Genomic DNA, 24,587 nt, shown 5'->3' with positions numbered 1-24,587 from the left:
TTTATACTTTAGTATATAATAAATTAATCTAAATTATATACTTTAACTTAATAAAAGTTTTTATCTATTATTTTCTTATAAATACCTCAGTAACATTCTATCATAGGGGGAAAATCCTGTCTAACAACTCTTTTAATAAAAATAAGTTTCTTTTTCCTATTATAAATTTGCTAAATTTAAATCCAATTCTTTCATTCTATTTTTATTATTTATTAATTCTATAATTGGTTCTAATTCCTCATAAAATACTATTATTATGTCTCCTGGACTACTTATTTTTAATGCCTGCTCTACAGCTTCTACTTCATCTAAACATATTTGAACATTAACATTTTTATTTGCATTCAATACTCCTTTTTGAATCAAAGATGCTATCTCACCGGAACTTCTACCTCTACTATCTCTATCTTCTTTTATTATTATTTTATCTAATTCTCGTGAACATATATCTCCTATGTCATATGCTGCTTCATCTTTCCTATCACCAGGAATTCCTATTACACCTATTAATTTGTTATTACCTTTAATTTTTTTAACAGATGATAATACAGCTTTATATCCGTCTATATTATGACCATAATCTAATATCACCTTTTTACCTTCAACGTCATAGAGATTAAATCTACCTATATTATTTTCATTAGGCATAAATTCTTTTAACCCTTTTTCAATCATACAATAATCAACTTGTAAACCAACTAAAGCTCCACATACCGCCATTACATTTTCTAAATTATATTCTAGTATTCCATTATAAGAAATAGGTATATCCTTTATTGAAGATATACAATATTTTTTACTATCATTAACTACAAAAATTTGATTATTTTCTATAAATATAGATGTACCGCCATCGTTTATATTCTTCTTTATTAAGTAATTATCTTTATCTTTAGAAAAATATATTTTTTTTGCTTTAATTCTGTTAATTATAGATTTACTCCATTTATCGTCTGCATTGATAACTACAAATCCATCTTCTTTTACAGCTTCACCAACTAATGACTTTACAAAGCTTAACTCTTCCATAGAATTAATTCCATCTAATCCCAAATGGTCATTTGTTATATTAGTTATTACAGCTACATCCGCTACATCATAAGCTAACCCTTTACGAATCAGTCCACCTCTAGCAGTCTCTAATACAGCTACGTCTACATCCTTATTAAATAATACTGTCTTTGCACTATTAAATCCTGAATCGTCTCCTTTATGAATACATTCATTATTTAAGTATATACCATCTGTTGATGTCATACCTACACAGTGTCCCATTTTACTTAAAATATAACTTATCATTCTTGTTGTAGTTGTTTTACCATTTGTTCCTGTAACTGATATTATTGGAATGTTTTTAGGAGTTCCTTTGTATAACATTTCGATTATAGCTTTACCTACATTTCTTTCTTTACCTTCACATGGGAAATGGTGCATTCTTATTCCTGGCGCAGCATTTACTTCCATAATAACTCCATTATTTTTTGAAAGGTCCTTTCTTATATCATTAACACATATATCAATTCCACATATATCTAACCCTATGGCTTTAGCAGCATTTATACAATATTTTCTGTTTTCTTCACATATATCATCTGTACAATCTATTGCAATTCCGCCCGTTGAAATATTAGCATTATCTCTTAATATAATTTTTTCTCCATTAAGCGGAATTGAAATAAGTGATAATCCCTTTTTATTTAGGTATGAAATTAATTCATCATTTATCTTTACCTTAGTTAATGGTTTTTCATGGTCTTCTCCTCTTAAAGGGCTATTATTAATATCTTGTATTAACTTTTTTAAATTATCTTTTCCATTTCCTATAACAAATGGTGGTACTCTTAATGAAACTGCTATTACCTTATAATCAACAACACAGACTCTATAATCATTACCTTGTATATATTTTTCTATTAATATATCACTATAAATTCTTCTCATGCTGTTGTAAAATTTTAATAATTCCTTTTCATTTCTAATATTTAAAAATATTCCTCGCCCTTTACTTCCATATTGTGGTTTTAAAACTACTGGATAACCTATTCTTTCTCCTGCTTTTAATAATCCAATAACATTAAATACTTTTTCTCCATCAGCTACAGGAATATTTTGATTAGTAAGTAACTGCTTAGTTAATAGTTTATCACATGAAATATCCGCACCTACACAACTTGTTTTATCTCCTATAGTAGCCTCAATAATTCTGCCCATTTTTCCATAACCAATTTGATAAAATCCACTATCTCCTAATTTAGTTATTGGCATATTATATTCTTTTGCAGCTTTACAAATAGCATTAGTACTTGGTCCTATTTCATCTTTACGTAAGACTTCTTTTAATAATTCTATTCTATGTTCAAAATTCAAAGGATTTTGTTTTATTAAAGAATTTATTAAATCTACAGATAATTTAACACACTCCATCGCTGTATTCTTATATTCATATTGAAAAATTATATAATATCTATCTCCACTTATTTCTCTAGCTTTCCCATAAGCTACTTCTATTTCTAACTTGTTTTGTAATGCAATTGTTATATGCTCACAAATATGTGCTAAATATGTCCCTTCTTTAAGTCTTGTAACAAATCCCCCGACTTCATCTATACCACATCTATGTGTATATAATTCTGGTATAAGTTTTAATAGATTAAAATTAAAATTAGGTATATCTTTACTAGGAATTTCACAATATCCCTCTAAGTCTAAATCTATTCTTATACATTTTTTATGAGAATATATATTTTTCCCTTCATATATTCTTTCCTGTACTATCTTCATTACTTAATTTATCCTCCTCAAAAGGTGACTTTTTTACAAGATCGAACTTATTTCCATTAGTTAAAATATGCAATTTTACATTATGCATACTTAAAATCTGATCACCATACAGTTCTGAAACATTTGTATATGTAATTTCACTTCCATCAATAAAATATACTGCTCCCTCTCCAATTACTTCTATTTTACCTACTTTATTAACTATTATTGCTGTATTTTCATCTATACCTATACCTAATACTTCTGGATTTTCTGCAATACCTGTTAATAATCTACCTATTCTACCTCTCTGTGCAAAATGTTGATCAATTATAACATCTTTTATTAATCCTAATCCTGGTGCCATCTTAAGCGTACATTTTCTTGGCGATTCTTCATCTGAACCTTTAACAATCATAGTATCGCTCATAACAGATGCTCCAGCTGATGTTCCAACGATAAAAGTTCCATCAACACAAGCCTGCTTCAGTGCAGTATATATAGGCGTTCCTCCAATTAAACTAGTTATCCTTAATTGGTCTCCCCCTGTAAAAAATATTAAAGAAGAAGTCTTGATAAGTTCCACATTTTCATCATTAAATGAATCCATTCTTTCATTAATTTCTAACACTTTTATATTTTTAACCTTCAATTCTCCAAAAGCATTTTTATACTTTATTGCAGCTTCTTTAGGATATTCAGTTGCAATAGTTGCAATTAATAAAATGTCTTTGTCTTTATCTATTGAAGAACATACTCTATTTAAAATTTCTTTTTTTCCTTCTTTATCTTCACCACCTCCAATTATAATTAAATTTCCACTTAAAATTTCATCCAAATTTTATCACCTCATATCATGCATTAGATATTGTTTCCACCCATAAATATAATTATTCAAAATTTATACAAAAAAAGCTTCAGTACTACTTAAAGTACTAAAGCTTTTTACAATAAGCCACATGAAATAAAATAATAGACCAAATAGACAAGTATATTGGTCTATTATTTTTTTGAATGTGATAAATTTATATTTTTTTAAAAAACTGCTCTTCCTGGTATAATTATTTTTTTACCTGGTTCAATTTCATCAGACTCTTCAATATTATTTATTTTTACTAAAGAATCTACAGTAGTATTATATTTTTTTGCTAACTTCCAAAGTGTATCATTATCGCCTACAACATAAATAGTTACACTAGCTTTCTTTTGAGGTGCTTCTCCTTCTTTTTCAACTACATCTGATATAAATTCTTTTTTCATTTCATAACATATCTTAGCTGATAACATTAATGTTGCCTTTATAGCAATAGTATTAGCTTCAATATAAGCATCAATATTTTCTAGATTATTTCTAACTATTGCTTTCATGCCATCTTTAGCACCTGGTGCTTCTATTATTGCTGTAAATGGAATTTCTGATTTGACATTTTCTACATACTTATCAGAATCATTTGTTTTATATAAAACATCTACCTTTAATATTCCATCTACAATAACTTTATCTGTTTCAACTTGTTTATCCGCTATTATTACTGAAGCATTACTTGATATTATTTGTTCCGGTATTAAATTATCTTCTTTTAATTGTAAATTATCTTTAACTATTGTTTCTGACGTATTAGTTCCTTGAATCACTCCCAATTCATATTCATCTTTTCTCAACTCTATTGGGAATTTAGGACAATAAGCATCTTTAATAATATCAATATTTTCTTTTGAAAATACTTTTAAATTAGCTTTAACTACAAATTCATTATTTATTATTCTAACTTCACCTAAATCATCTTCTTCTAACATTAAATCATTACTAATTATCTCATAAGATACTGAATACATCATATCTGCATTAACGCCCTTTATTTCCTCTTCTTTAGATAAATAAACATCATCTTCAATATAAATTATCTCTCGCGAATCATCACTCTTATACAATATATTTAACTTACAGTAACAACTTAAATAAACTTTATCTTCTAGTATTTTTATTTCTTTTTTGTGTAATGATAATGAACATTTTAATATTTTATTAATTTGAGGTTTGTCCATACCAACTCTAATTGTGGATTTACCTAATAGGTCCAATTCTTCACTAGCACTAATTCTATTTATAGTTTCAGTTTTCTTTAAGATTTCAATATCATCAGTTCCTTCAATATCTTTTACAAATTCAACTTCGCTACTCTTGTATATTTCCCAATCTATTCCAAAAACTGCTTGAATAGATATCTTCCTTTCATTCATTATAGTAGCGTCAATATGTTCCACTTTGCATTCTACTTCGCAAACAACTTTATGTTCTTCTTGATTTAAATCAATATTGCTAGTAAATTTTTCAGTGTAATTAACCGAATTTACAACAAACCCATCCTCTCTTGCTAAATATAAAACAGTATATTCAACTTTACCATCTAACACCATTTTATCTCCAACTAGTTCTTTTGTTTTTATTATAGGCTTAGCTTCAACTGTCAATATATCTTGTACATCTGGATGAGTATCTGGAATTAAATATTCTTCTTTTAAAACACAATTTGAATTACTTTCCCTAATCAATTGTTCAAATCCAATACTTTCTTTTATTGCATCTATTTGTGACATACTTTATACCTCCCATAAAATTTCTACTATTTATTTATATACTCATACTTAAATGTTTATGATATAAATATAAAAATTTTTAGTCAGTCTTTAATAAAATTATTTTATTCTCCCACAAGACTTTTTTCACATGCATTATAAATGATAGCTACATAAAAAATTAATAGCTCTACACTTCTCTTAAAATTTTTTTGTTATATTATAAATAGACACATTAAAACATTTTTATGTATATATAATTCCATTTTTTCCAAAGTATTTGTCGCAAATTACTTTTTTTATGTTTTTTCTTAATAAATATGTTGACATATACTATATTTTGTCGTATCATAATAAATGGTTATTGACCATATAACCTCTCATAAATTCTCAATACCCTTTTATACCATAGTTGAAAGATGGAAACCCACCATCTTTCTTTTTTTTATCTTTACTCAATAAATAATTGGTAAATAAAAAAACTCCGATTTAAATCGAAGTTTATATTGAAGCTGGAAATACCAATTGTACAGTCTTTGTTAAGACGTCTGAGTAACTATATGTCACAGTCCTTTGGGTGTCATTTTTTAATCTTATTACGAAAATACTAGGATATACACTTTCAATTACTCCATCATTAACTAAAATCTTTTTTCTTCCTCCATTAGCCCTTAAAGTAACTTTTTCTCCTATATGTCTTTCTATATCCTTCTTAATAGAGGAAATTGTCTTAATCTTCTCCATACAAACACCCTCTTTCTATTTTAAATTATACACAAAAAGAATAGTTTTGTCAAATAAAATTTATATTTTATCACTTATTATATGCATTTGTCAATATTAATATTTTGTAAATGACTTATTTTTCTTTTCATACACTCTTATTATCTATCTTTAACAAAATTCTATTCTTTTTTTGTAAATTTATTTTTTGGATATTTCTTATAAAGATTTTTAATTGTTATAGTTTCTAAATTATAAAATTACTTAACCGAAAATTTAAAGAGCTTGGAGTATCTTTTAAGCCTATAAATTTATTTAAGATTAACTATACCTATTATTATTTGTTATATAAAATAAGGTTGGAAATATATTCTTAAATCCAACCTTACTAAACTAATTAAATAATACTTTGACTTATTTCTAATTTTATTTTCATTATAATAACATGTTAAAAATTTTCAATTCTTCATCATCAGAAAATCTTCCAATAATCTCATATACTCACCAAATTCATAATCTTCATTTAAAGTTAATTAATCATAATCCACTTCTAAATCATAACTTCTTGTAAATTAGCTACAAAATTTATTTATTGCATATGAAGCATTTAATAATCCTTTAATTAAATAATTATTCTTTTTCTTGAGCTAGAAGTTGCTTATCGTATACTTTAAAGAAAGGATAATAAATAATCATATCAACTATTATTAATACTATAACAAGTAATGCTGCTTTCCAATCTAATGTAGAGAAAAATGCACCTACTATTGACGGCATATTCCATGATAACATTGAAAATGTTCTCCCTACAATATGTTGCGACATTAATAAAAAAGTAATTATAGCGTTTATTGTTGCTGCAAATATAAATGGTATTAAGAAAACAGGATTTAACATTAAAGGTACACCAAATATTAATGGTTCAGAAATACCAAACAAAGCTGGAACTATTCCCATTTTACCCATCATATTTAACTGACGTGATTTTGCTGTAATTAGTAATATCGCTAGTCCTAAAACTGCTCCACAGCCACCAATTGCAACAAAATAGATCCAAAATGGAGTTGTAAATACATTAGGTAATTGTTCTCCTGCTACTTGAGCTGCTGCATTTATTGATAAGTTACCATCTCTAATTGGTCCCATAATACCTGCTAATGCTGCATCATGGATTCCAAAGAACCATAAGAAATGTGTTAATAATGTTATAAAAACTACAAAGAAAATACTATCAGCGGCTTTAAAAGTTGGTGTTAACAAACTAAACATGAATTTAGGTAAAGTAGTGTCCATTTTATTAAAAATCATGAATATAATTATATATATGATTATTATAATAAACCCAGGTATAAAAGATGCAAATACATCACTTAAACTAGCCGGAACTCCTTCTGGCATTTCTATTTTACCAAAATTCCTTACTTTTAAGAATCTATATAATTCTACAGTAAACATACTAATGGCAATTGCTGGAATCAACCCCCTTCCATCGATATAAGATATCTCTATTGATTTAGATGCATATCCTAATTCAATTGGGTTTGTTACTAATAAAAAGAACCCTACTGTAACAAATAAACTTGGCAAGAATGCTTCCATTTTATAATGTTTACATAGAAAATAATTAATTCCTAAAGCTATATATAATGACATCCCTCCTAACGTAAACGTAAACAACCAATTTAAAATTTCACTATTATTTGATGCGAATTCAGCCCATTTTAATAATAATATATTAGTTGTATTCTCTGTAACTGGTGGTGATTTTAAAATAGCTACAACACCGCCCATTAATGTGATTGGAAGTAAGCTCATAAATGCATCTCTCATCGCTGCTAAATGTCTTTGTTTAGCCAATTTATTGGCAAAAGGCATAATCTTTTTCTCACAAAACATATTAAATTCAGCTAGCTTACTCATTATTTTCCTCCTCCTAACTTATCGTAAACTGTCTTTAAAACAGCTTCTGCATTCATACTTCCATAATTCATTGGATCAATATTTAAAACAGCTATATTTCCTGCGCTCTTCTTTATCCCATCTGATTCAAATCTTATTTGAGGACTTATTAAAATAACATCTACATTTTCTAAATGATCCATGTATTCTGCAATTCCGTAAGCTTTAACATTACACTTTCCTTCTGAGACCTTCTCCATCCTTTTAGCAAGCATACCTGTTGACATTCCTGCGTTACAAACTAACATAATATTCATTATATATCCCTCCTATCTATAATTTTTCCATTGCTTTCACATACTTCTTTAAACCAGTAGTATGATTTCTTAGGCTTTCTTACTAATCCATTATCCCAATCAACAGCAACTAAACCATATCTTTTATTGCATCCATTTTTCCATGAATATAAGTCCATTGTAGACCAGATATAGTAACCCCTAACATCTGCCCCCTCATCTTTTGCATTTAAAATTGCTGCTATATGATCATTTAAAAACTCAATTCTATAATCATCATTTACAGGTTCATCTTTAGATACATCCTCATATGAAGCAACACCATTTTCAGTTACAAATATCGGTAATCCATATTTATTATGAACCATCATTATACCTTCATAGAGGCCTCTTGGATAAACTTCTGTATCCCATTCTGTATATTTTGATGCTGGATCAAATACTTGCTCAAACCACTCTTTTATTATTAACTTTGAAGTTCCTTTTGCACTACTTCCAGAATTATTTACTATTAAAGTTGTTTCACCTTCTGTATATGGTTTTACCAAAGCTCTGGCGTAATAGTTAAGCCCTATAAAATCAACAGTATTCTCCTTGATAACTTTCATATCCTCTGCTGTAATATATGAAAGGTCATACTTCATACTCAATCTTGTTAATAAGTCTATAGGAATTTCCCCTTTTGCGGCAGTATCTAATATCCAATTATTCATGAAGTTATCAGCATTTCTTATAGCTATTTTTGTTTCTAAAGTATCATCAATTCCAAATATAGGAGCAAAGCTATGAACTATTCCTATCTTTCCCTCTAAATTATGCTTTCTATACTCTGCAATTGCTCTAGCATTAGCTAACATAACGTAATATGAACCTTTTATAGTAAATTCAGTATTTTGTAATCCTGGAGGATAGTTACCTATCTTATATCCTGAGAAAATAAAATATCTAGGTTCATTGAATGTAACAAAATATTTCACCTTTTCTCCAAATTCTTTAAATACCACATTAACGTAATGTATATATGCATCAATAGTTTCCTTGTTAATCCATCCACCTTTTTCTTCAAGAAATTGTGGTAAATCCCAATGATATATTGTAACAAATGGGGTAATGCCATTATTGATGCATTCATCTATAAGTTTATGATAAAATTCTATACCTTCTGGATTTATATCTCCATCTATATTCTTTATTATTCTTGGCCATGCTAATGAAAATCTATACGTGTTATGACCCCCATCCTTCATATACTTAATATCTTCCTTATATCTATGATAATGATCTGAAGCCATATTGCCATTTTCAAAATTATTCTTATGTAAATAGTAATCCCACATTGATTCTACTCTTCCATCTTCATTCCAAGCACCTTCACATTGATATGATGCAGTTGCTGTTCCCCATAAAAATTTTTTCATATTAATTTCTCTCCTTACTATACTTAATCTGAATATTAATTATTTGTTTTGCTAAATCTACAACAACAGTAGAAGAAGCTAAATGATCTTCGCTATGTATTAATAATAGAGATAGTTCAACCTTTTTACCTGCCGCCTCATCTTGAATAATGCCACTATGAGTTTTTTGTGCATTTAAAAGCTCTTTCTTTGCTTCTAATAATAATTCATTAGCTTTGTCGAAATTACCTTTATCAGCTTCTTTCATTGCTTCCATAGCATAACTTCTTGCATTTCCACTATGCATTATTAACTTGAACTCTATTTTATTCATTTCATCCATTAATATCACACTCCAAACCTTTATTAATAAGATATCTTATATTCATATTATAACTAAAATAAATTTTATAAAAAAATATACTTTTTCCACTTGAAAAGGAAAAAGTATATTGAAAGAATTATTCTAATTATATACATTTAAAAATATCTCTATAAATTCATCATAACATTTTGAATTTATAATTCTTTTCATAATATCTTGATTTTCTATCAATGATATTAAATTTTTAAAAAAATTATCTAAATTTAAGTTTTTTTCTGTATTTAAACTGAATAGAAACACTACTTGTACTTTATATTCTCCCCACATAATTGGTTCTTTTAATATTCCAACTACTATTTTATTCTTATATGCTATTTTTTCCAAAGGATGTGGAATTGCTATTAATCCTCCATATGCTGTTGAAGATATCTTTTCTCTTTTTAATACATAATCCACATAATTCTTAGGACAATATCCTTCTTCATAAAGTCTTTCTACAAGATATTTAATTACTTCCATTCTATCTTCCAATTTAATATCTTTAAAAAATAATTTTTTATCAAATATATTATAAATTTCATCTAAATTATTTTTTTTATAATTAAATAAATTTAGGATATTATCTATTTTATTTATGTCTTCCTTTAGCAAAAATGTAGAACATACAATAGTTTTTATATTTAACTTATTTTGTATTGGTATTGTTGATATTATTAAGTCTACAAAATATTCTTCAATATGATCTAACTGATACATAGATATGCAACCTACTATATCGATCTTATCAGAATATATTTTAAGTAATTTATTTTTTAATAATTTACTTGATGCTATTCCTGTTGGACATATAATTAAACATCTAACTCTACGATTTTCTTCATTTAATTTTTCTATTGCCGATGCCAAATGTAATACTATTAATCCTATTTCATCATCATTTAATGTATATCCAAATACTTTCTGATATTCTAATGCTATTGATACTCCCATATCATAAATTAACGGATAAACTTTTTTTATTGTGTAAATCAATGGGTTTTGTATATAAATACCTTTGCCACTCCGTATTAATAAATTTTCCATATGAAGTGTTAACCCAGATAAAAATTCACTATCTTGTTTTAAATCTAATAAATATTCATTATATAATTTATTGATTATCAAATCTATAAAGTAGTTTACTTTATCATTATTTTTTTGCAACTTATTAATCTTACTTCTATTATGTATAAATATTCTCTTTCCTGATATAAGTAATGCTATGTATTCCTTTTCTCTTTTAGGTATACTAATTTTTATAAAATTCTCAATTCTTTCACAGATATCATTACTAATTTTCATATCATCTTCATTTAAAATTTCTAAATAGTTATAATCATCTTTTATATCACAATTATCAATGACCTTTTCTAAAACTATAAGTATATGTACAACTAAATTAATAACTGCTAAATCGCTTATTTTAATATTATTTTCAAAAAAATACTCTCTTAGAATATTATTTATTTTTACTATATCTATATTTTTAAAATTCTCTTCATATCTACTTATATCAAAAATATTATCTTTTTGCTCTTTTAAAATTAATCTACATAAAAGACTTCTTTTTTCTTTTTCTGTTCCATCTAGAAATACCTTATTACTAATTCTTCTCATTTCTATATTACTATTTTCATCTTTTAATAAGACCTTAATTCTATTTAAATCCTTTTCAATTGTATACTCACTTACCATTAGTTCATCTGCTAAATCAAATATATCTATACTATCCATTCTATATAATAGCTTGTTTATAATATATGATGTTCTCTCTTCAACTGTACTTGGTATATCCTCTCTATATTCACCTAACATTTTTTTTACTATCTCATGCTCTTTAATATAGTAACCTTTAGATTTTAACATACATATTACTTGAATCTTATTTAAATTATTAATTTGTGAAATATCATTTCGTATTGTTCTTGTTGATACGCCCAACATATTAGATAGTTTTTTAGCAGTAATATATCCACAACTATCTAATATTTTGTTCATAAGATCTTTTTGTCTTTTTGAAATACCCACCATTTGATTATATCCTCCTCATAATAATTTTATAAATTTAATTTTTTCTTTGCATTATTATAATTGTTATGGAGCTATATACCCGTTTAAAGCGTGTATACCTTATCCGTTATAAAATATTTCAATATACTCAAATACAGCAATACTAACTTCTTTTTAAATTTTTTAATTTCCTTTGAAGTTTTGTTTCACTAATAGTTATATATTTAAGCTTTTTCTCATATTTTTCTGTATCCCTAATTCTATCATATCTATAATTTTATTGAAATTTATATCTATCTTAATTATTCCATATCTATGTCTTTTTTAATGCAAAATCATTAAGACAGACTACACTAATTTTATTTATATCAAAAAATTAATATATACTTTAATCATCCTTGTTCTCTATATTTATATCACATTTATTTTGCTTCTCTTTTATGATAATTTGAATATATTATAAATTATTTTGTTATAAAAAAGGCTAAAGTTCAAAAATTCATAATAATAAATGAATTTTTGAACCTTAGTACTTTATTATATATATGGAGACTTTGGATATCCTTCTCTATATTTCCCTCTTGTTTGCAATCCACCAATTCCTTTTATTCCTGTTATAGTATTTTCTATAACATCAGTAATAGATACTATTTTATCTATTCTTGTATACGCAATTTTTTCACATACAAACACTGGATCTAAGCAATGTATTAACACTCTACTCGGAGAAGATGCAAAATTTGCTCCTGCATTCAACATACATTCATAACAGCTTTGACATGCTCCTGCAAATATTACTAATTCATCATAACTGGAATTATAGTTTCTTAATTCTTTAATAGATTCTAAATAATACTTTGAATTTCTATAATTGTTTAAATCTAAATAATCTTTTGTATCCTTTAATACCCCATCATGACCTGTTAAAACAACTATATCTGGCTTTATTTCTTTAACTAATTCAACAATTACATATGGCTGTTGATCTTCTGATATACATCTTCCAACTGCATCTAATGATAGTTGTTTATATACCTTAAGACATGTCTCCATATATTCACTATCTGCATCAACATGTAGTATCTTTCCTGGCCTACCAAACATTAAATCATTATTAGGTTTCACTTTAACAGACTTATTTACCTTGTCCCTAAGTCCCCCCCTTAATGATATAGCTTTTTTTATAGCATCATTTACTCTTGTGTTTAAAATTTTATCTTGTGAACCTGCATCTTCATCTGCAACTTCTTCCAAATCTTCCATTGTAGCATCTGCAATTATTCTTATACTTATACCCTTTAAAATAAAAATTCTTTTATCACCTTTTTCTTTAATATCTATTATTTTAAAAGTGACATCTTTATCATATGATTTTCTTACAACTACATCTCCTATATCCATTTTTTCTCCTAAATACATATATATTGCTTACTTTATAATATGATTCTTCTCTCAAAAGTTTCCCAGTTTAATTTCATATAAAAAGTAGAATTAGGCACATGAAATAAACTAATAGATCAAATAGACGATCATACTTGTCTATTATCTTTTTGACTGTGCCTTAGATTGAATAAAGGACTATCTCAAATACATAAAAATGTTTTTTGAGATAGTCCCTTTTCCTATCATATTCATTATTCAATTTTATACTCACTCTTAAAATCGTTTAAAAATTTTAAAAACTTGTCCTTTTCTTCTATTATAGAATTTAATTTATTGGTAAATGTATTTTGTCCCCAATTCACTTCATTGTAATAATATCTATTAGCTAACCTCCAATATCTTTGTGGAAATTGTAAATAAGCATATAAGACCTTATATTCTTCTTCTTTTAATTTTGAAACTGAATTATATGATTCAAGTATAGCTTTAGCAAATTCTAAATTCCAATCTACTCTTTTTAAAACCTTTATCATAAAATTACTTATATCAAATGTTCTAACTTCTCTTTTACAATAATCAAAATCTATAACATGAGTAGATCCATTTTCATTTAATATTATATTATGATAGGTAAAGTCATGATGACAAAAGCTTTTTTCTTGCTCTGCTAACATACATAGCTCATAATAATTTGATTCCTTTAATGTTGTTAAAGCTTTTTTACCAATTTCCTTATAGAATTCTACTGATTGCAAATAAAGTATATCAAAATCATTTTTAATATTTTTCTTTCTTATTATGTCTTTCATTTTTTCTAAAGATTTTGTCCTTTTTTCCATCAAATGAGGCCATCTGCCTAAATCACTTTTTAATTTAGAATTTTCAGGTGGATCATATCCTTTAGATGCTTCATGCATATGAGCTAATGTTTCAGCAGCTATTTTTACCTCATTAATATTACGAAAATCACATTCTCTACCTTCTAACCATTCAGATAAGGTATATAAATCTTCATTAACTAATGCATATGGTTCGCCCTCAGTATTCAAATAATACCTGTCCACATTATTAAATCCATTCTTTATTAAATGTTCTTTTGCACCATACACAAATAATAATTTTTGTGGTCCATAGTTAATCTTTTTTAAACACCTTTCACCTTTATTAGTCTTAAGATAGTAAACACCTTTGTTAGCCTTTATTATTTCTATCTTAATATCAAATTGTCTTTCAATTTCAAATTCCCGCATCATAGTGCTCACCTCCTTTATATTTATATGTACATATTATTTCTTTTATTAACATTTTTTATATTCTTTTAATATAATAGATTAGGACGAATTCTTGGAAAGGATTGAATAATGCGAATAGGAATAGATGGTAGGGCTGCAAAATGGTATAGAGGTACTGGAATAGGCACATATACGCATGAACTAATTAGAAGTCTAAATATTATTGATGATAAAAATAACTATTTAATTTTTATGCCAAAATGTGATTCTTTAAATAATTTAAATTCTAATTTTTCTATAGAACCTGTTGAGTCTAATGATTGTAATAGTTTTTGGGATGATGTAAAAGTCCCTAACATTTTAAAAAATTCAGATATGGAACTTTATCATGTTCCACAAAATGGAGTAGGAATTTCTAAAAATATTAATTGTAAAAAAGTTATTACATTACACGATATAATTCCTTTAAGAATGCCTGAAACTGTTAGTGAAAGATATCTTAAAATTTTCAATGATGAATTGCCAAATATTTTAAATAATTGTGAAGGAATAATTACTGTATCAGAATTTTCTAAAAATGATATTGCAAAAGAATTTAACTTTCCAAAAGAAAATATCTATGTTACCCCACTTGCAGCTGAAGAAATTTATAAACCCTTAAGTAAATGTCAATGTAAAAAAATTATTACTGATAAATATGGTATAAAAGAAGATTTTATTCTTTATGTAGGAGGATTTAGTCCAAGAAAAAATATTTTAGGATTAATTGAATCTTATTCAAAACTTCCGTACAACACAAGAGAAAAATTCAAATTAGTTATTATAGGGAGAAAAGGTCCTTCTTACTCAAAATATAAAGAAAGGTCTGAATCCTTAGGAATTTCTTCTCAAGTAATATTTACTGATTTTGTTCCACTTGAAGACATGCCAATTTTTTATAATGCAACTGAAGTTTTAGTCTATCCATCCTTTTATGAGGGATTTGGATTACCTCCTTTAGAAGCAATGGCATGTGGCACACCTGTAATTGCTTCTAATGTAACTTCAATACCAGAAGTATGCTATGAATCTGCTTTATTAATAAATCCTAATGATATAGATGCTTTATCATATAATATTCAAAGAGTGCTCGATAATAGCTTATTAAAACTAACATTGGTTAACAAAAGCTTAAATAGAAGTTCAGAATTTTCATGGACTAAAACAGCTCATGATACCTTAAACGCTTATAATGATATATTAAAATTCAAAGACTAATTAATAAAAACTAAAAAATAAGACTGTCTCAAAAATTTTATAAATTAATTTGAGACAATCTTATTTTTTGTTAAGCTATATTTTAAGGGAATGTTGATATTGTAAAACATAGCAATATTTTAAAATACTTAGGCACATGAAATAAAATAATAGATCAAAGAAATGTTGTATATTTTGTGTCAGACAAGGAAGTAAATTTAGTTAATAGTAAGCTATTAGCTAAATTTGCTGACGCAGTATCACGCAAAATAGACGAGCATACTGGTCTATTATTTTTTGGAATGTGCCTTATTAAATATTAATCAACTTTCCATATATATTCAGGAATTCCTTTCTAAATGGTTCATTATTTAATTTAGTTTTAAATCTATTTAAATAAACTTCATATTCCCATCTTTTTCTCTTATAATAATAATTTTTTGCCATCGTATAAAAATCTTTAGGAAAAGATAATAGTATATATATTAACTCTTTCTCTTCTCTTTTTAATAAACTTATTTCTTCATATGAATCTATAGCTAATAACATCTTGTCTATATCAAAAGCCGAATTTTTTATGCATCTTAATATAAAATCTGATATATCTATTGCTCTTAAATCTAATGTTAAAAAATCAAAATCTATAATACTTACTTTATCTTTTTTCACTAAAAAATTATGATACGCTAAATCATTATGACATATTGATACTGTATCACCAGATTCCCTTAACTCATTATATTGACTATTTTTAAGTTTTTCTTGAACGCTAACTATCTCATTTATATATTTATCTATATTCTTAAGAAATAAAGTATCAAATTCATTCTTATATTTATATTTATTTACAATATCTTTTAAAAAAATAAGTTCATCATATGCCTTTTTAAATTTACTTTCTAATGATTCATCTAATAAATCTTTATTTATTTTATTTTTTAATTCCTCTCTTAATCCTTTAGAGGCCTTATGCATTAATGCTACATTTTGTGCACATAATTTAACTTCTACAGGATTTGTAAAACACGCTTCTCTACCATCTAAAATATCCATAACTACATACAAGTTATCATTCCACTTTTTATAACTTAAACCATCACTAAACTTATTATAAGTTATTACGTTATCATAATTATTCTTAATATATTCTAAGCATTCATTAATAAAATTTAATCTGTCTTCATCATAATCTACTTTTTTTAATATCTTATTTCCACTGTCTGTAGATATAACAAATACATTTCTTAAAGGCGTTATATCATTTATGTTAATTCCTAATTCATTAAAGAGTTCCAAGCTTAAATCATAATCACATAAGGAATTTTTCTCAGCATATCTAATTCTATTCATATCTTTCCTCCCTACTTAAAATAAAAACTTTACTAAGTTAAATAAATTTTTTACTTTCATAATCCATACTATTTTTTAATTGTATTAAAAACTCCTCTTCTGTTTTTGATTTTTTGTTTATTCTATATCTTTCCCATACTTTTAATGAATCTTTAGGATAACTATTTAATGCTCTTAAATAAAAAAAACTATCGTTTGATAAATGAGATTCATATACAAAAACTTTTATTAACTCCTCCTCATTTATTTTGCATTTTCTCCTTTGAAGTTTCTTAATGTATTTATAAAGATCCTCTTCAACTAAGTTATAAGACATATATTTTAAATTAGCTATTTTAAAATTTGAATCAAATTTTAGATTTGCTTGATCTGCCCTTCCAATGCATATTTCTTCTCTATTCATACTTCTTTCTATAATTCCAAAATAATTATGATTATATATATATTCTATAACCTCTTCTGCTTGTTCTAGCAGTCTTTTTCCATCTGTAACTATTAATTTTTCAAAATTATTTTTTATTCCATTATCAATTATTCTTTCATAATCTTTTTGTAACTTTTTTATTTGAAGTTTATAATTTTCAATTTCTTTTCCTATAGTACTTTCTAACCTCGTTAGACATCCTCCTTGATAACCTAACAAAATTTTATGGAGATTAACCATTCTTAAAACTTGAGCAACTGCTTCTTTACTTTCTATATTTTTATCATAAACAAAATATCTTTCTGTAATATCTATTCCTTTACTATTTAGATATTCCTTTATACTCAACTCCTTAATTCTAATCTCCTCCTTTAAAATAACTATCTATAAATTCTTCTCTTTCATAACAATCTTCTAAATATTTATTTAATTTATTGATAAAAAACTCTTCTCCCCATGGTTGCTGCTCCCAATATACTTGAATTCCTAATTGCCAAAAAGCCTGAGGAAATCTAATAAATTCTCTAATCAATGGTATCTCCTCTTTATTTAGTTCAATTATTTTTTCATAATTATCCAATATTATATTAGCCTTTTGTTCCTCCCATTTTCCATCTTTCATAACTCTTATAAGCAAAGATGATAAATCATGTAAATGAGAATCTAATATACAATAGTCAAAATCTATTATATTTATCTCATTATTTTCACATATAAGAATATTGTGATGAGCATAATCATGATGACAAAATCCCCTTAAAAGCATTTCTTTTTCCATTATTTTTATATAATTATTATTTTTTAATCCCTTAATGCTTTTCTTAGCTCTATCTATTTCCCTATTAATATTTTCTAAATATAATAAATCGAAATCAGATTTATATGCTTTTTGGTTTATTCTATTTTTAAAATCTAAAATTTCATTTGCTCTTGTATTAAATACTTCCGGCCAAGAAAACCATCCTATTCTAGGTTGCATGCCTTGTTTAATAGTAAAATTTTTACTACACTCATGCAATTCTGCAAGTTTCATAGAAACCTTTGCTAATTCCATTGGATTATCATAATTACTTACCCTTGATGGTACCCATTTTGTTAGATAAGCATATTTACCATTCATATTTATATAATCTTTCCCATCTTTGTTTTTTATAATTTTAGGGATATTTTTGAAATTATTATTTTGTAAATGTTTCATTGCAGATAAAATAAAATAAAAATGAGAAAAGTTATACTTAATTCTTTTTAAGCAATATCCCGTATCTTCTGTTAAAATCTTATAACTACCTTTAACCTTCTCAACTTTATTTATATTTAATTCATATTGTTCTTTAATGCAGTTTTTTATTTGAAATGTATCATCATTACTTTTCATAAACTTCACCTAAAAAATATTCTTCTTTTTATTGTATGTTGTTAAATTATTTATTGTGATTTACGAAATTCAAAAATACCAGAACTTTGTATTCACAAAAATTACTTTTAATTAATATCTTAGTTATATATGTATATTTAGAGGTGTTGTATGAAAATTTCTATAGATGCTCGTAGTGCTACCTTACATGAAGGGACTGGTATAGGTACTTATACCAATAATCTTATATCAGAAATTCTATCTATAAACTCACAAGATAATTTCACATTATTTTGTTCTGGAAAATTTAATAAAGAATTTATTAAAGAAAATACTAATATTATATACTCATCTGGTAGGCATTCTAGTTTTTATGATAAATACTATATTCCACGGATGTTAAACGAAAAACAGGTTGATTTATATCATATTCCTCAAAACGGTATTGGATTAGAACCATCGTCTTCTTATAAACCAATAGTTACAATACATGATTTAATACCTTATGTAATGCCTGAAACTGTAGGAAAGGGCTATTTAGAACGTTTTTTAAGAGATATGCCAAATATCATTTATAATTCATCAGCTATATTAACAGTTTCTGAACATTCAAAAAAAGACATACTTAAATTCTTTAACGGCTATCCTGAAGAAAAAATATTTGTTACTCCACTTGCAGCAAACTCTAATTTTAAGCTATTAGATAAAACTAGTTGCAATAATTATGTTAAGGATAACTTTAATATTAATAATCCATTTATTTTATATATAGGTGGATTTAGTTCAAGAAAAAATGTTTTAGGTCTTATAAAGGCATTTAAAGAAGCTTATAAAGATTTAAACAAACCTTACAATCTAGTACTAGTTGGTAGATTAAAAGATGAAGGAGAAGAGCTATATAACTTTGTAAAAGAAAATAATTTAGATGATAAAGTTATTTTCACTGGATATGTTAAAGATGAGATTTTACCTATCCTTTATAATACTTGTGAAGCATTTGTATACCCTTCTTTTTATGAAGGTTTTGGATTACCACCACTAGAAGCTATGAGTTGTGGTGCCCCTGTAATATCATCTAACATATCATCAATACCAGAAGTTACATCAGATAATGCCTTATTAATTAATCCATATAATGAAAAAGATTTAGAACTTGCATTAATAAAACTTCTTAATAATGAAGATTTAAAATTTAATTTAAGCAAAAAAGGCTATAAAAGAAGCCTCCAATTTTCATGGAGGCAAACAGCCAAAAATACCTTAAATGCATATAAACAAATAATATCTAATATTTAAATAAATACTAAAAGCATTATTTTTTAGTATTACTCAAATATTTTCATTTTTGTATTAAGATAATCATCATAATTTTTTATAACAGGAGCTCTCTCTTCTACGTTATTCATAATGATTAGAGGGCTCTTTCCATTAAAATTTTTAATACTATCTTCAATTTCTATGTTCTTATATGTATATAAATAGCTTGAAAAAAATCTTCCTTCTTTAATATATTTAATAGTATATTTATTATTAGTAATTACAAATGTTATAAATTTTTCTATTAATTTTTTATTATCATTATTTTGATTTAATATTATAAGATTATCACCTTCTGCACAAAAAAATCTATTAGTCCCAACATCCTTACTTGGAGTATTAATTGCTATCCATTCACATTTTTCATCTAAAGCCATAAGTTCTCTCATTCCATTGATAGATGATATTCTTGCTAAAAATGAATTACCATTTTGTAAATTTAATATATTATTATCTTTTAATTGTTTTAATTTATCTTCAACTTCTTTTTGAGTATCATAAATACTTTTATCTTCATCTAAAGACTGCATAACTAATAAACTTACTAAATCTTCATAATCCTGTCCTGTAGCATTTAATATCTTTAAATCACCATTACTTTTATTATAAATATCAACCCCAATATTTATTAAATCATTCCATGTACTAATATCATAATTATGATAACCATATTGACTTAACATATCTTCTCTTATATATAATACTAGTGGTCTTGAATTTAGTGGTATAGCTATTTTTTCATTATCCATAGTAACTTGTTTTAGTCTATTTTTAGAAAAATTTTTAGAATAGGTTTCTAAAACTTTATTTATATTATCACTTATAGCATTGTCTTCTAATGATAATTTTTTCATATCTAATCTATTCATTTCTCCAATATTAGCTAATTTATTTTCTTCTACTTGTGATTTTAAATTATCTACATACTCATTGCTATTTACTTGTTTAATCTGGATATTTGTTTTTGGATTATACTCCATAAATTTATCTGCACATTCTTTTAAATATTCATATGAATTTTCATTTACTACTATTTCTATACTACCTTTAATTTTAGATTCTTTACTAGAATCTAATAAATCCATTCCTACTATGCAAATTATTATTAAAATAAAAAATACTCCTAAATATTTTAGCTTATTTCTCATGATTTACACCTCTATAAAAAATATATATCTAAAAAATGTTTGTATATTTATAATTACTTAGATATTATAATCTCTTTTTTATTTTCATATTTTAAATAAATTATAGCAAAAATTATTGCTAATACTCCGCATATTAATTTAACTAATATATACGCTAATAACATATCCTGTGCCTGATTAGAAATATAACCCATTTGTCCACCAAATACATATGCACCACCCACCGAAAAAGCTGTGCAAATAACTCTTCCTCTTTCATCTAATGAATCATATTCTGAATATACAACTATTGCAGAAGCTAAACTTCCTATAAATGCTGCAACAGAATTTATGTTAACATTAAAAGTTTTACTAATCTTGTTTAAAGGCTTACTTAATATATTTTTAAGTACTTCTAGCATAACATATGCTCCCCCTAAAAACATTGCTATTCTACCCACAATTTCAAGCACCTCATTTATAGGCATAACACTATCCAAAATACATATTCCAGCTATAGAATTAACGCCTTGTATAATTAAACCTATAATACTTATAAACATTATAGCTTTTCCTATAAATTTAAATATTAATATTAATAATTTAGGTCTAAAAAGTATACCTAAAGTTAAAACAGCCGCTAATAATATTGTTGGTAGCAAATTATAAGTTAGTATATTAATAGGCACTTTAACCATAAGTCCTCCTATAAACAATCCTATAGGCATAGTTATAATCCCACATAATATTCCTTTAAATAACGTTTCAAACATTTCCTTTTTTATTAGTCCGATTGCAAGTGGTAATGTAAAACTAATAGTACATCCTAAAATTGAGGACATAAATATTCCTGAAAATTTAGCCATTTCATTAGATGTAGCTAACTCTTCAGATAAATTAAATCCTCCCATATCTATAGCTATTATACTTGCTGGAAATATGGATGCATCTAATGAAAATTTTTGTGCTATAGGCATCAATGTTTTTGTTAAAAAGTTAGAAAAAAATGGTGTCATTGACAATATGCCTATCATCGATAAAGACAAAGGTCCTATTGTCTTTATTCCATTTTCAAAAACTTTTCCAAGTTTAAACTTGTTTCCCTCTATATAGTCAATAGCTCCAATTAGAAAAAAGAAAGCCACAATATATAACAATATATTTCTCATATCTCCTCCTGTTAATACAGCAAACTATTATTAAGTATACCATAAAAGCCTTCTTAAATTAATTAAGAAAGCTTTTATGGATTTTGTGTATATCTTATAATCTATCTATCCTCTCATATAGTTCTATAAATTCTACTGATAGATCCTTTAACATAATAGTTGTCATTAAATGATCTTCTGCATGTACCAAAAGCAAAGAGAAGTCTGATTTTTGCCCTGATGCTTCAGTCTGGATTAAGGTTGTTTGAGAATTATGAGCGTATCCTAATTCTTTATCAGCTTTTTTAATTAACTTTTTTGCTTCTATAATCTCTCCTTCTTTAGCTAATGAAATTGCTTCCATTGAATAACTTCTAGCTTCCCCACTATGCATAATTAAATTTAATATTACCTCTTCCAAACCTAATCACCCTTTCTTAAGCCTATCTACATTGAAAAATATAATTATACCCTCTTGCGAATTACTATAATTACATTTTACACCAAAATATGTTTAATTTTAAATATTATATTTAATTTATTAATAATAGATTAGATTTATAATCTTTCACTTCATATTTATAGGTTAAATTTAATTAAAAATAGGGATATAAATATAAACTCATCTTAAAATAATAGATTTGTTTATATTCATATCCCTATAATAAACTTTATAATTTAATATTTAAGTTATTATTTTTTTTCTTCTAAAGTTACACTTAATTCAACTTCTTTTTTATCTCTAATTACACCTATCTTAACTGTATCTCCTATATTTTTAGCTGCTTTAAGTTCTTTTAATTCATCAAATGTTTTAATATTTTTACCATCAAATTTATTTACTACATCTCCAACCTTTACTCCAGCTTTTTCTGCTGGTGAAAATTCTTCAACTCCAGCTACATATAATCCTTCTGTTAAATCATATTTTTTAGCCATTTCACTAGTAATTTCTCTTACTTGTATTCCTAAATTTACTATAGGCTTTGATAAAACATCTATCTTAGTTTTTACTTCATTAATAGGAATAGCAAATCCCATTCCTTCAACACTTGTTCCACCAAGTTGTGTACCTATTTTCATAGAATTTATTCCTACAACTTGACCTTTAGAATTAACTAATGGTCCTCCACTATTACCTGGATTTATAGCTGCATCTGTTTGTATAAGATTTATATTATTTCCACTTTGGCTTGGTACACTTCTATTAACAGCACTTATAACCCCTTGTGTAAGTGTTTGAGCAAATTCCTTTGAAAGTGGTGTTCCAATTGCTATAACTTGTGCACCTGGATATATTTCATCTGAATCTCCAAGTTCTGCAACTGCTGGTACTTTAGTTCCTGGCTCAACCTTAATCATGGCTACATCTTGTGCTTTATCATAATTTACTACTGTTGCATTAACTTCTCTTCCATCACTTAAAGTAACTTTTACCTCACTTGCTCCCTCTATAACATGATTATTAGTTAATATATATCCCTCTTCATTTATAATAAATCCTGATCCTATACCTTCAACTTCTTGAGGTATAAATCCAGTATTTGATAAACCTTTTGTAGATACAATCACAACCGCTGGAGCAACCTTATTAAACGCATCTGTAACTGATAAAGTATTTGCTGATGTATCTTCTGTAAATTTGGGTGCTACATATTGTTTATTTGTCTGATTTAAAATTTGTGAGTTTTTAATAACTAAATATGTGATTCCACTCCCAAATACTCCTCCTATTATTGCAATTAACAATGCTAACGCAATATTAGAAAATGCTTTTTTCTTTTTTCTACGTTTTGTGTTAACAACATCATCATTAAACATAGATTCATTTACATATTCTATCTCATTTGTTTCTACATCTATAAAATTATTATTTTCATTATCCATATAAAATCCTCCTAAGCTAATTGAGTTTTGTAATTTATATTCTTAGTATAAAATTATTTTGTGTCAAAAGCATGTCAAATATAAATCTATTTTACATAATAAA

The 24,587-nt window shown here is 26.0% G+C and carries 20 protein-coding genes; 2 read left to right on the top strand and 18 right to left on the bottom strand.

Annotation, left to right across the window (positions count from 1 at the left end; genetic code table 11):
• Positions 1 to 159 precede the first annotated feature (159 nt).
• From cphA to ACYUET_RS16025, 11 genes are all read right to left on the bottom strand, one after another.
• Positions 160 to 2,781, bottom strand: a complete 2,622-nt coding sequence (gene cphA, locus ACYUET_RS16075) for a cyanophycin synthetase (RefSeq protein WP_460281320.1) — start codon at positions 2,779 to 2,781, stop codon at positions 160 to 162.
• Positions 2,753 to 3,598 carry a cyanophycinase gene (locus ACYUET_RS16070; RefSeq protein ID WP_460281318.1) on the bottom strand — a complete coding sequence of 282 codons (846 nt, stop codon included), beginning with the start codon at positions 3,596 to 3,598 and terminating at the stop codon, positions 2,753 to 2,755. The genes cphA and ACYUET_RS16070 overlap by 29 nt, the downstream gene beginning before the upstream one ends.
• A 197-nt stretch (positions 3,599 to 3,795) precedes the next feature.
• Positions 3,796 to 5,358, bottom strand: coding sequence for a DUF3794 and LysM peptidoglycan-binding domain-containing protein (locus tag ACYUET_RS16065; protein WP_460281316.1), 1,563 nt, complete (start codon positions 5,356 to 5,358; stop codon positions 3,796 to 3,798).
• Between the two features lie 480 nt (positions 5,359 to 5,838).
• Entirely contained in the window at positions 5,839 to 6,081 is a 243-nt protein-coding gene (locus tag ACYUET_RS16060) for a Veg family protein (protein WP_460281314.1), read from the bottom strand.
• A 609-nt stretch (positions 6,082 to 6,690) separates the two neighbouring features.
• Positions 6,691 to 7,980 (bottom strand): PTS sugar transporter subunit IIC, encoded by a 1,290-nt coding sequence (locus tag ACYUET_RS16055; RefSeq protein WP_460281312.1) that lies wholly within the window; start codon positions 7,978 to 7,980, stop codon positions 6,691 to 6,693.
• Entirely contained in the window at positions 7,980 to 8,276 is a 297-nt protein-coding gene (locus ACYUET_RS16050; RefSeq protein WP_460281310.1) for a PTS sugar transporter subunit IIB, read from the bottom strand. Before ACYUET_RS16050 ends, ACYUET_RS16055 begins: the two co-directional genes overlap by 1 nt.
• Positions 8,276 to 9,673 carry a glycoside hydrolase family 1 protein gene (locus ACYUET_RS16045; protein WP_460281308.1) on the bottom strand — a complete coding sequence of 466 codons (1,398 nt, stop codon included), beginning with the start codon at positions 9,671 to 9,673 and terminating at the stop codon, positions 8,276 to 8,278. The genes ACYUET_RS16050 and ACYUET_RS16045 overlap by 1 nt, the downstream gene beginning before the upstream one ends.
• Position 9,674: 1 nt before the next feature.
• A complete protein-coding gene (locus ACYUET_RS16040; RefSeq protein WP_460281306.1) occupies positions 9,675 to 9,995 on the bottom strand; it encodes a PTS lactose/cellobiose transporter subunit IIA in 321 nt (106 codons plus the stop codon).
• 123 nt (positions 9,996 to 10,118) lie between these two features.
• Positions 10,119 to 12,047: a BglG family transcription antiterminator gene (locus ACYUET_RS16035; RefSeq protein WP_460281304.1), complete on the bottom strand. Its 1,929-nt coding sequence runs from the start codon at positions 12,045 to 12,047 to the stop codon at positions 10,119 to 10,121.
• Between the two features lie 516 nt (positions 12,048 to 12,563).
• Positions 12,564 to 13,427: a sporulation peptidase YabG gene (yabG, locus tag ACYUET_RS16030; RefSeq protein ID WP_460281302.1), complete on the bottom strand. Its 864-nt coding sequence runs from the start codon at positions 13,425 to 13,427 to the stop codon at positions 12,564 to 12,566.
• A gap of 233 nt (positions 13,428 to 13,660) precedes the next feature.
• Positions 13,661 to 14,662: a CotS family spore coat protein gene (locus ACYUET_RS16025; RefSeq protein ID WP_460281300.1), complete on the bottom strand. Its 1,002-nt coding sequence runs from the start codon at positions 14,660 to 14,662 to the stop codon at positions 13,661 to 13,663.
• A 108-nt stretch (positions 14,663 to 14,770) separates the two neighbouring features.
• Here ACYUET_RS16025 and ACYUET_RS16020 point away from each other — a divergent pair, with 108 nt between their 5' ends.
• Positions 14,771 to 15,898: a glycosyltransferase family 4 protein gene (locus ACYUET_RS16020; RefSeq protein WP_460281298.1), complete on the top strand. Its 1,128-nt coding sequence runs from the start codon at positions 14,771 to 14,773 to the stop codon at positions 15,896 to 15,898.
• A gap of 291 nt (positions 15,899 to 16,189) precedes the next feature.
• On the opposite strand, the gene ACYUET_RS16015 is transcribed toward ACYUET_RS16020, so the two are convergent.
• From ACYUET_RS16015 to ACYUET_RS16005, 3 genes are read right to left on the bottom strand one after another with little or no spacing between them, the layout of a single operon-like run.
• Positions 16,190 to 17,227 carry a CotS family spore coat protein gene (locus ACYUET_RS16015; RefSeq protein WP_460281297.1) on the bottom strand — a complete coding sequence of 346 codons (1,038 nt, stop codon included), beginning with the start codon at positions 17,225 to 17,227 and terminating at the stop codon, positions 16,190 to 16,192.
• Positions 17,228 to 17,264: 37 nt separating this feature from the next.
• Positions 17,265 to 18,008, bottom strand: a complete 744-nt coding sequence (locus ACYUET_RS16010; protein ID WP_460281444.1) for a spore coat protein — start codon at positions 18,006 to 18,008, stop codon at positions 17,265 to 17,267.
• A gap of 1 nt (position 18,009) precedes the next feature.
• Positions 18,010 to 19,026 (bottom strand): CotS family spore coat protein, encoded by a 1,017-nt coding sequence (locus ACYUET_RS16005; RefSeq protein WP_460281295.1) that lies wholly within the window; start codon positions 19,024 to 19,026, stop codon positions 18,010 to 18,012.
• Between the two features lie 150 nt (positions 19,027 to 19,176).
• Between ACYUET_RS16005 and ACYUET_RS16000 the strand changes: the two genes are divergently transcribed.
• A complete protein-coding gene (locus tag ACYUET_RS16000) occupies positions 19,177 to 20,301 on the top strand; it encodes a glycosyltransferase family 4 protein (protein WP_460281293.1) in 1,125 nt (374 codons plus the stop codon).
• Positions 20,302 to 20,330: 29 nt separating this feature from the next.
• Here the strand turns inward: ACYUET_RS16000 and ACYUET_RS15995 are convergent, their stop codons facing one another.
• The 4 genes from ACYUET_RS15995 to ACYUET_RS15980 form a co-directional block, all read right to left on the bottom strand.
• Positions 20,331 to 21,470, bottom strand: coding sequence for an extracellular solute-binding protein (locus tag ACYUET_RS15995; RefSeq protein WP_460281291.1), 1,140 nt, complete (start codon positions 21,468 to 21,470; stop codon positions 20,331 to 20,333).
• Positions 21,471 to 21,523: 53 nt separating this feature from the next.
• A complete protein-coding gene (gene eutH / locus ACYUET_RS15990) occupies positions 21,524 to 22,618 on the bottom strand; it encodes an ethanolamine utilization protein EutH (protein ID WP_460281289.1) in 1,095 nt (364 codons plus the stop codon).
• Positions 22,619 to 22,712: 94 nt separating this feature from the next.
• Positions 22,713 to 23,018 carry a PTS lactose/cellobiose transporter subunit IIA gene (locus tag ACYUET_RS15985; protein WP_460281287.1) on the bottom strand — a complete coding sequence of 102 codons (306 nt, stop codon included), beginning with the start codon at positions 23,016 to 23,018 and terminating at the stop codon, positions 22,713 to 22,715.
• A gap of 272 nt (positions 23,019 to 23,290) precedes the next feature.
• Positions 23,291 to 24,484, bottom strand: coding sequence for a S1C family serine protease (locus ACYUET_RS15980; protein ID WP_460281285.1), 1,194 nt, complete (start codon positions 24,482 to 24,484; stop codon positions 23,291 to 23,293).
• Positions 24,485 to 24,587: the final 103 nt, after the last annotated feature.

The organism is Clostridium sp. CTA-5, from assembly GCF_054768135.1.
The sequence above is the reverse complement of the archived record's forward strand: the minus strand, read 5'-3'. Positions and strand labels throughout refer to the sequence as shown.

Excerpts from the sequence above, each read along its gene's own strand:
- cphA (WP_460281320.1), bottom strand. The coding sequence starts at position 2,781 with ATGAAGATAGTACAGGAAAGAATATATGAAGGGAAAAATATATATTCT.
- ACYUET_RS16065 (WP_460281316.1), bottom strand. The coding sequence starts at position 5,358 with ATGTCACAAATAGATGCAATAAAAGAAAGTATTGGATTTGAACAATTG.
- ACYUET_RS16060 (WP_460281314.1), bottom strand. The coding sequence starts at position 6,081 with ATGGAGAAGATTAAGACAATTTCCTCTATTAAGAAGGATATAGAAAGA.
- ACYUET_RS16055 (WP_460281312.1), bottom strand. The coding sequence starts at position 7,980 with ATGAGTAAGCTAGCTGAATTTAATATGTTTTGTGAGAAAAAGATTATG.
- ACYUET_RS16050 (WP_460281310.1), bottom strand. The coding sequence starts at position 8,276 with ATGAATATTATGTTAGTTTGTAACGCAGGAATGTCAACAGGTATGCTT.
- ACYUET_RS16045 (WP_460281308.1), bottom strand. The coding sequence starts at position 9,673 with ATGAAAAAATTTTTATGGGGAACAGCAACTGCATCATATCAATGTGAA.
- ACYUET_RS16040 (WP_460281306.1), bottom strand. The coding sequence starts at position 9,995 with ATGGATGAAATGAATAAAATAGAGTTCAAGTTAATAATGCATAGTGGA.
- ACYUET_RS16035 (WP_460281304.1), bottom strand. The coding sequence starts at position 12,047 with ATGGTGGGTATTTCAAAAAGACAAAAAGATCTTATGAACAAAATATTA.
- yabG (WP_460281302.1), bottom strand. The coding sequence starts at position 13,427 with ATGGATATAGGAGATGTAGTTGTAAGAAAATCATATGATAAAGATGTC.
- ACYUET_RS16025 (WP_460281300.1), bottom strand. The coding sequence starts at position 14,662 with ATGATGCGGGAATTTGAAATTGAAAGACAATTTGATATTAAGATAGAA.
- ACYUET_RS16020 (WP_460281298.1), top strand. The coding sequence starts at position 14,771 with ATGCGAATAGGAATAGATGGTAGGGCTGCAAAATGGTATAGAGGTACT.
- ACYUET_RS16015 (WP_460281297.1), bottom strand. The coding sequence starts at position 17,227 with ATGAATAGAATTAGATATGCTGAGAAAAATTCCTTATGTGATTATGAT.
- ACYUET_RS16005 (WP_460281295.1), bottom strand. The coding sequence starts at position 19,026 with ATGAAAAGTAATGATGATACATTTCAAATAAAAAACTGCATTAAAGAA.
- ACYUET_RS16000 (WP_460281293.1), top strand. The coding sequence starts at position 19,177 with ATGAAAATTTCTATAGATGCTCGTAGTGCTACCTTACATGAAGGGACT.
- ACYUET_RS15995 (WP_460281291.1), bottom strand. The coding sequence starts at position 21,470 with ATGAGAAATAAGCTAAAATATTTAGGAGTATTTTTTATTTTAATAATA.
- eutH (WP_460281289.1), bottom strand. The coding sequence starts at position 22,618 with ATGAGAAATATATTGTTATATATTGTGGCTTTCTTTTTTCTAATTGGA.
- ACYUET_RS15980 (WP_460281285.1), bottom strand. The coding sequence starts at position 24,484 with ATGGATAATGAAAATAATAATTTTATAGATGTAGAAACAAATGAGATA.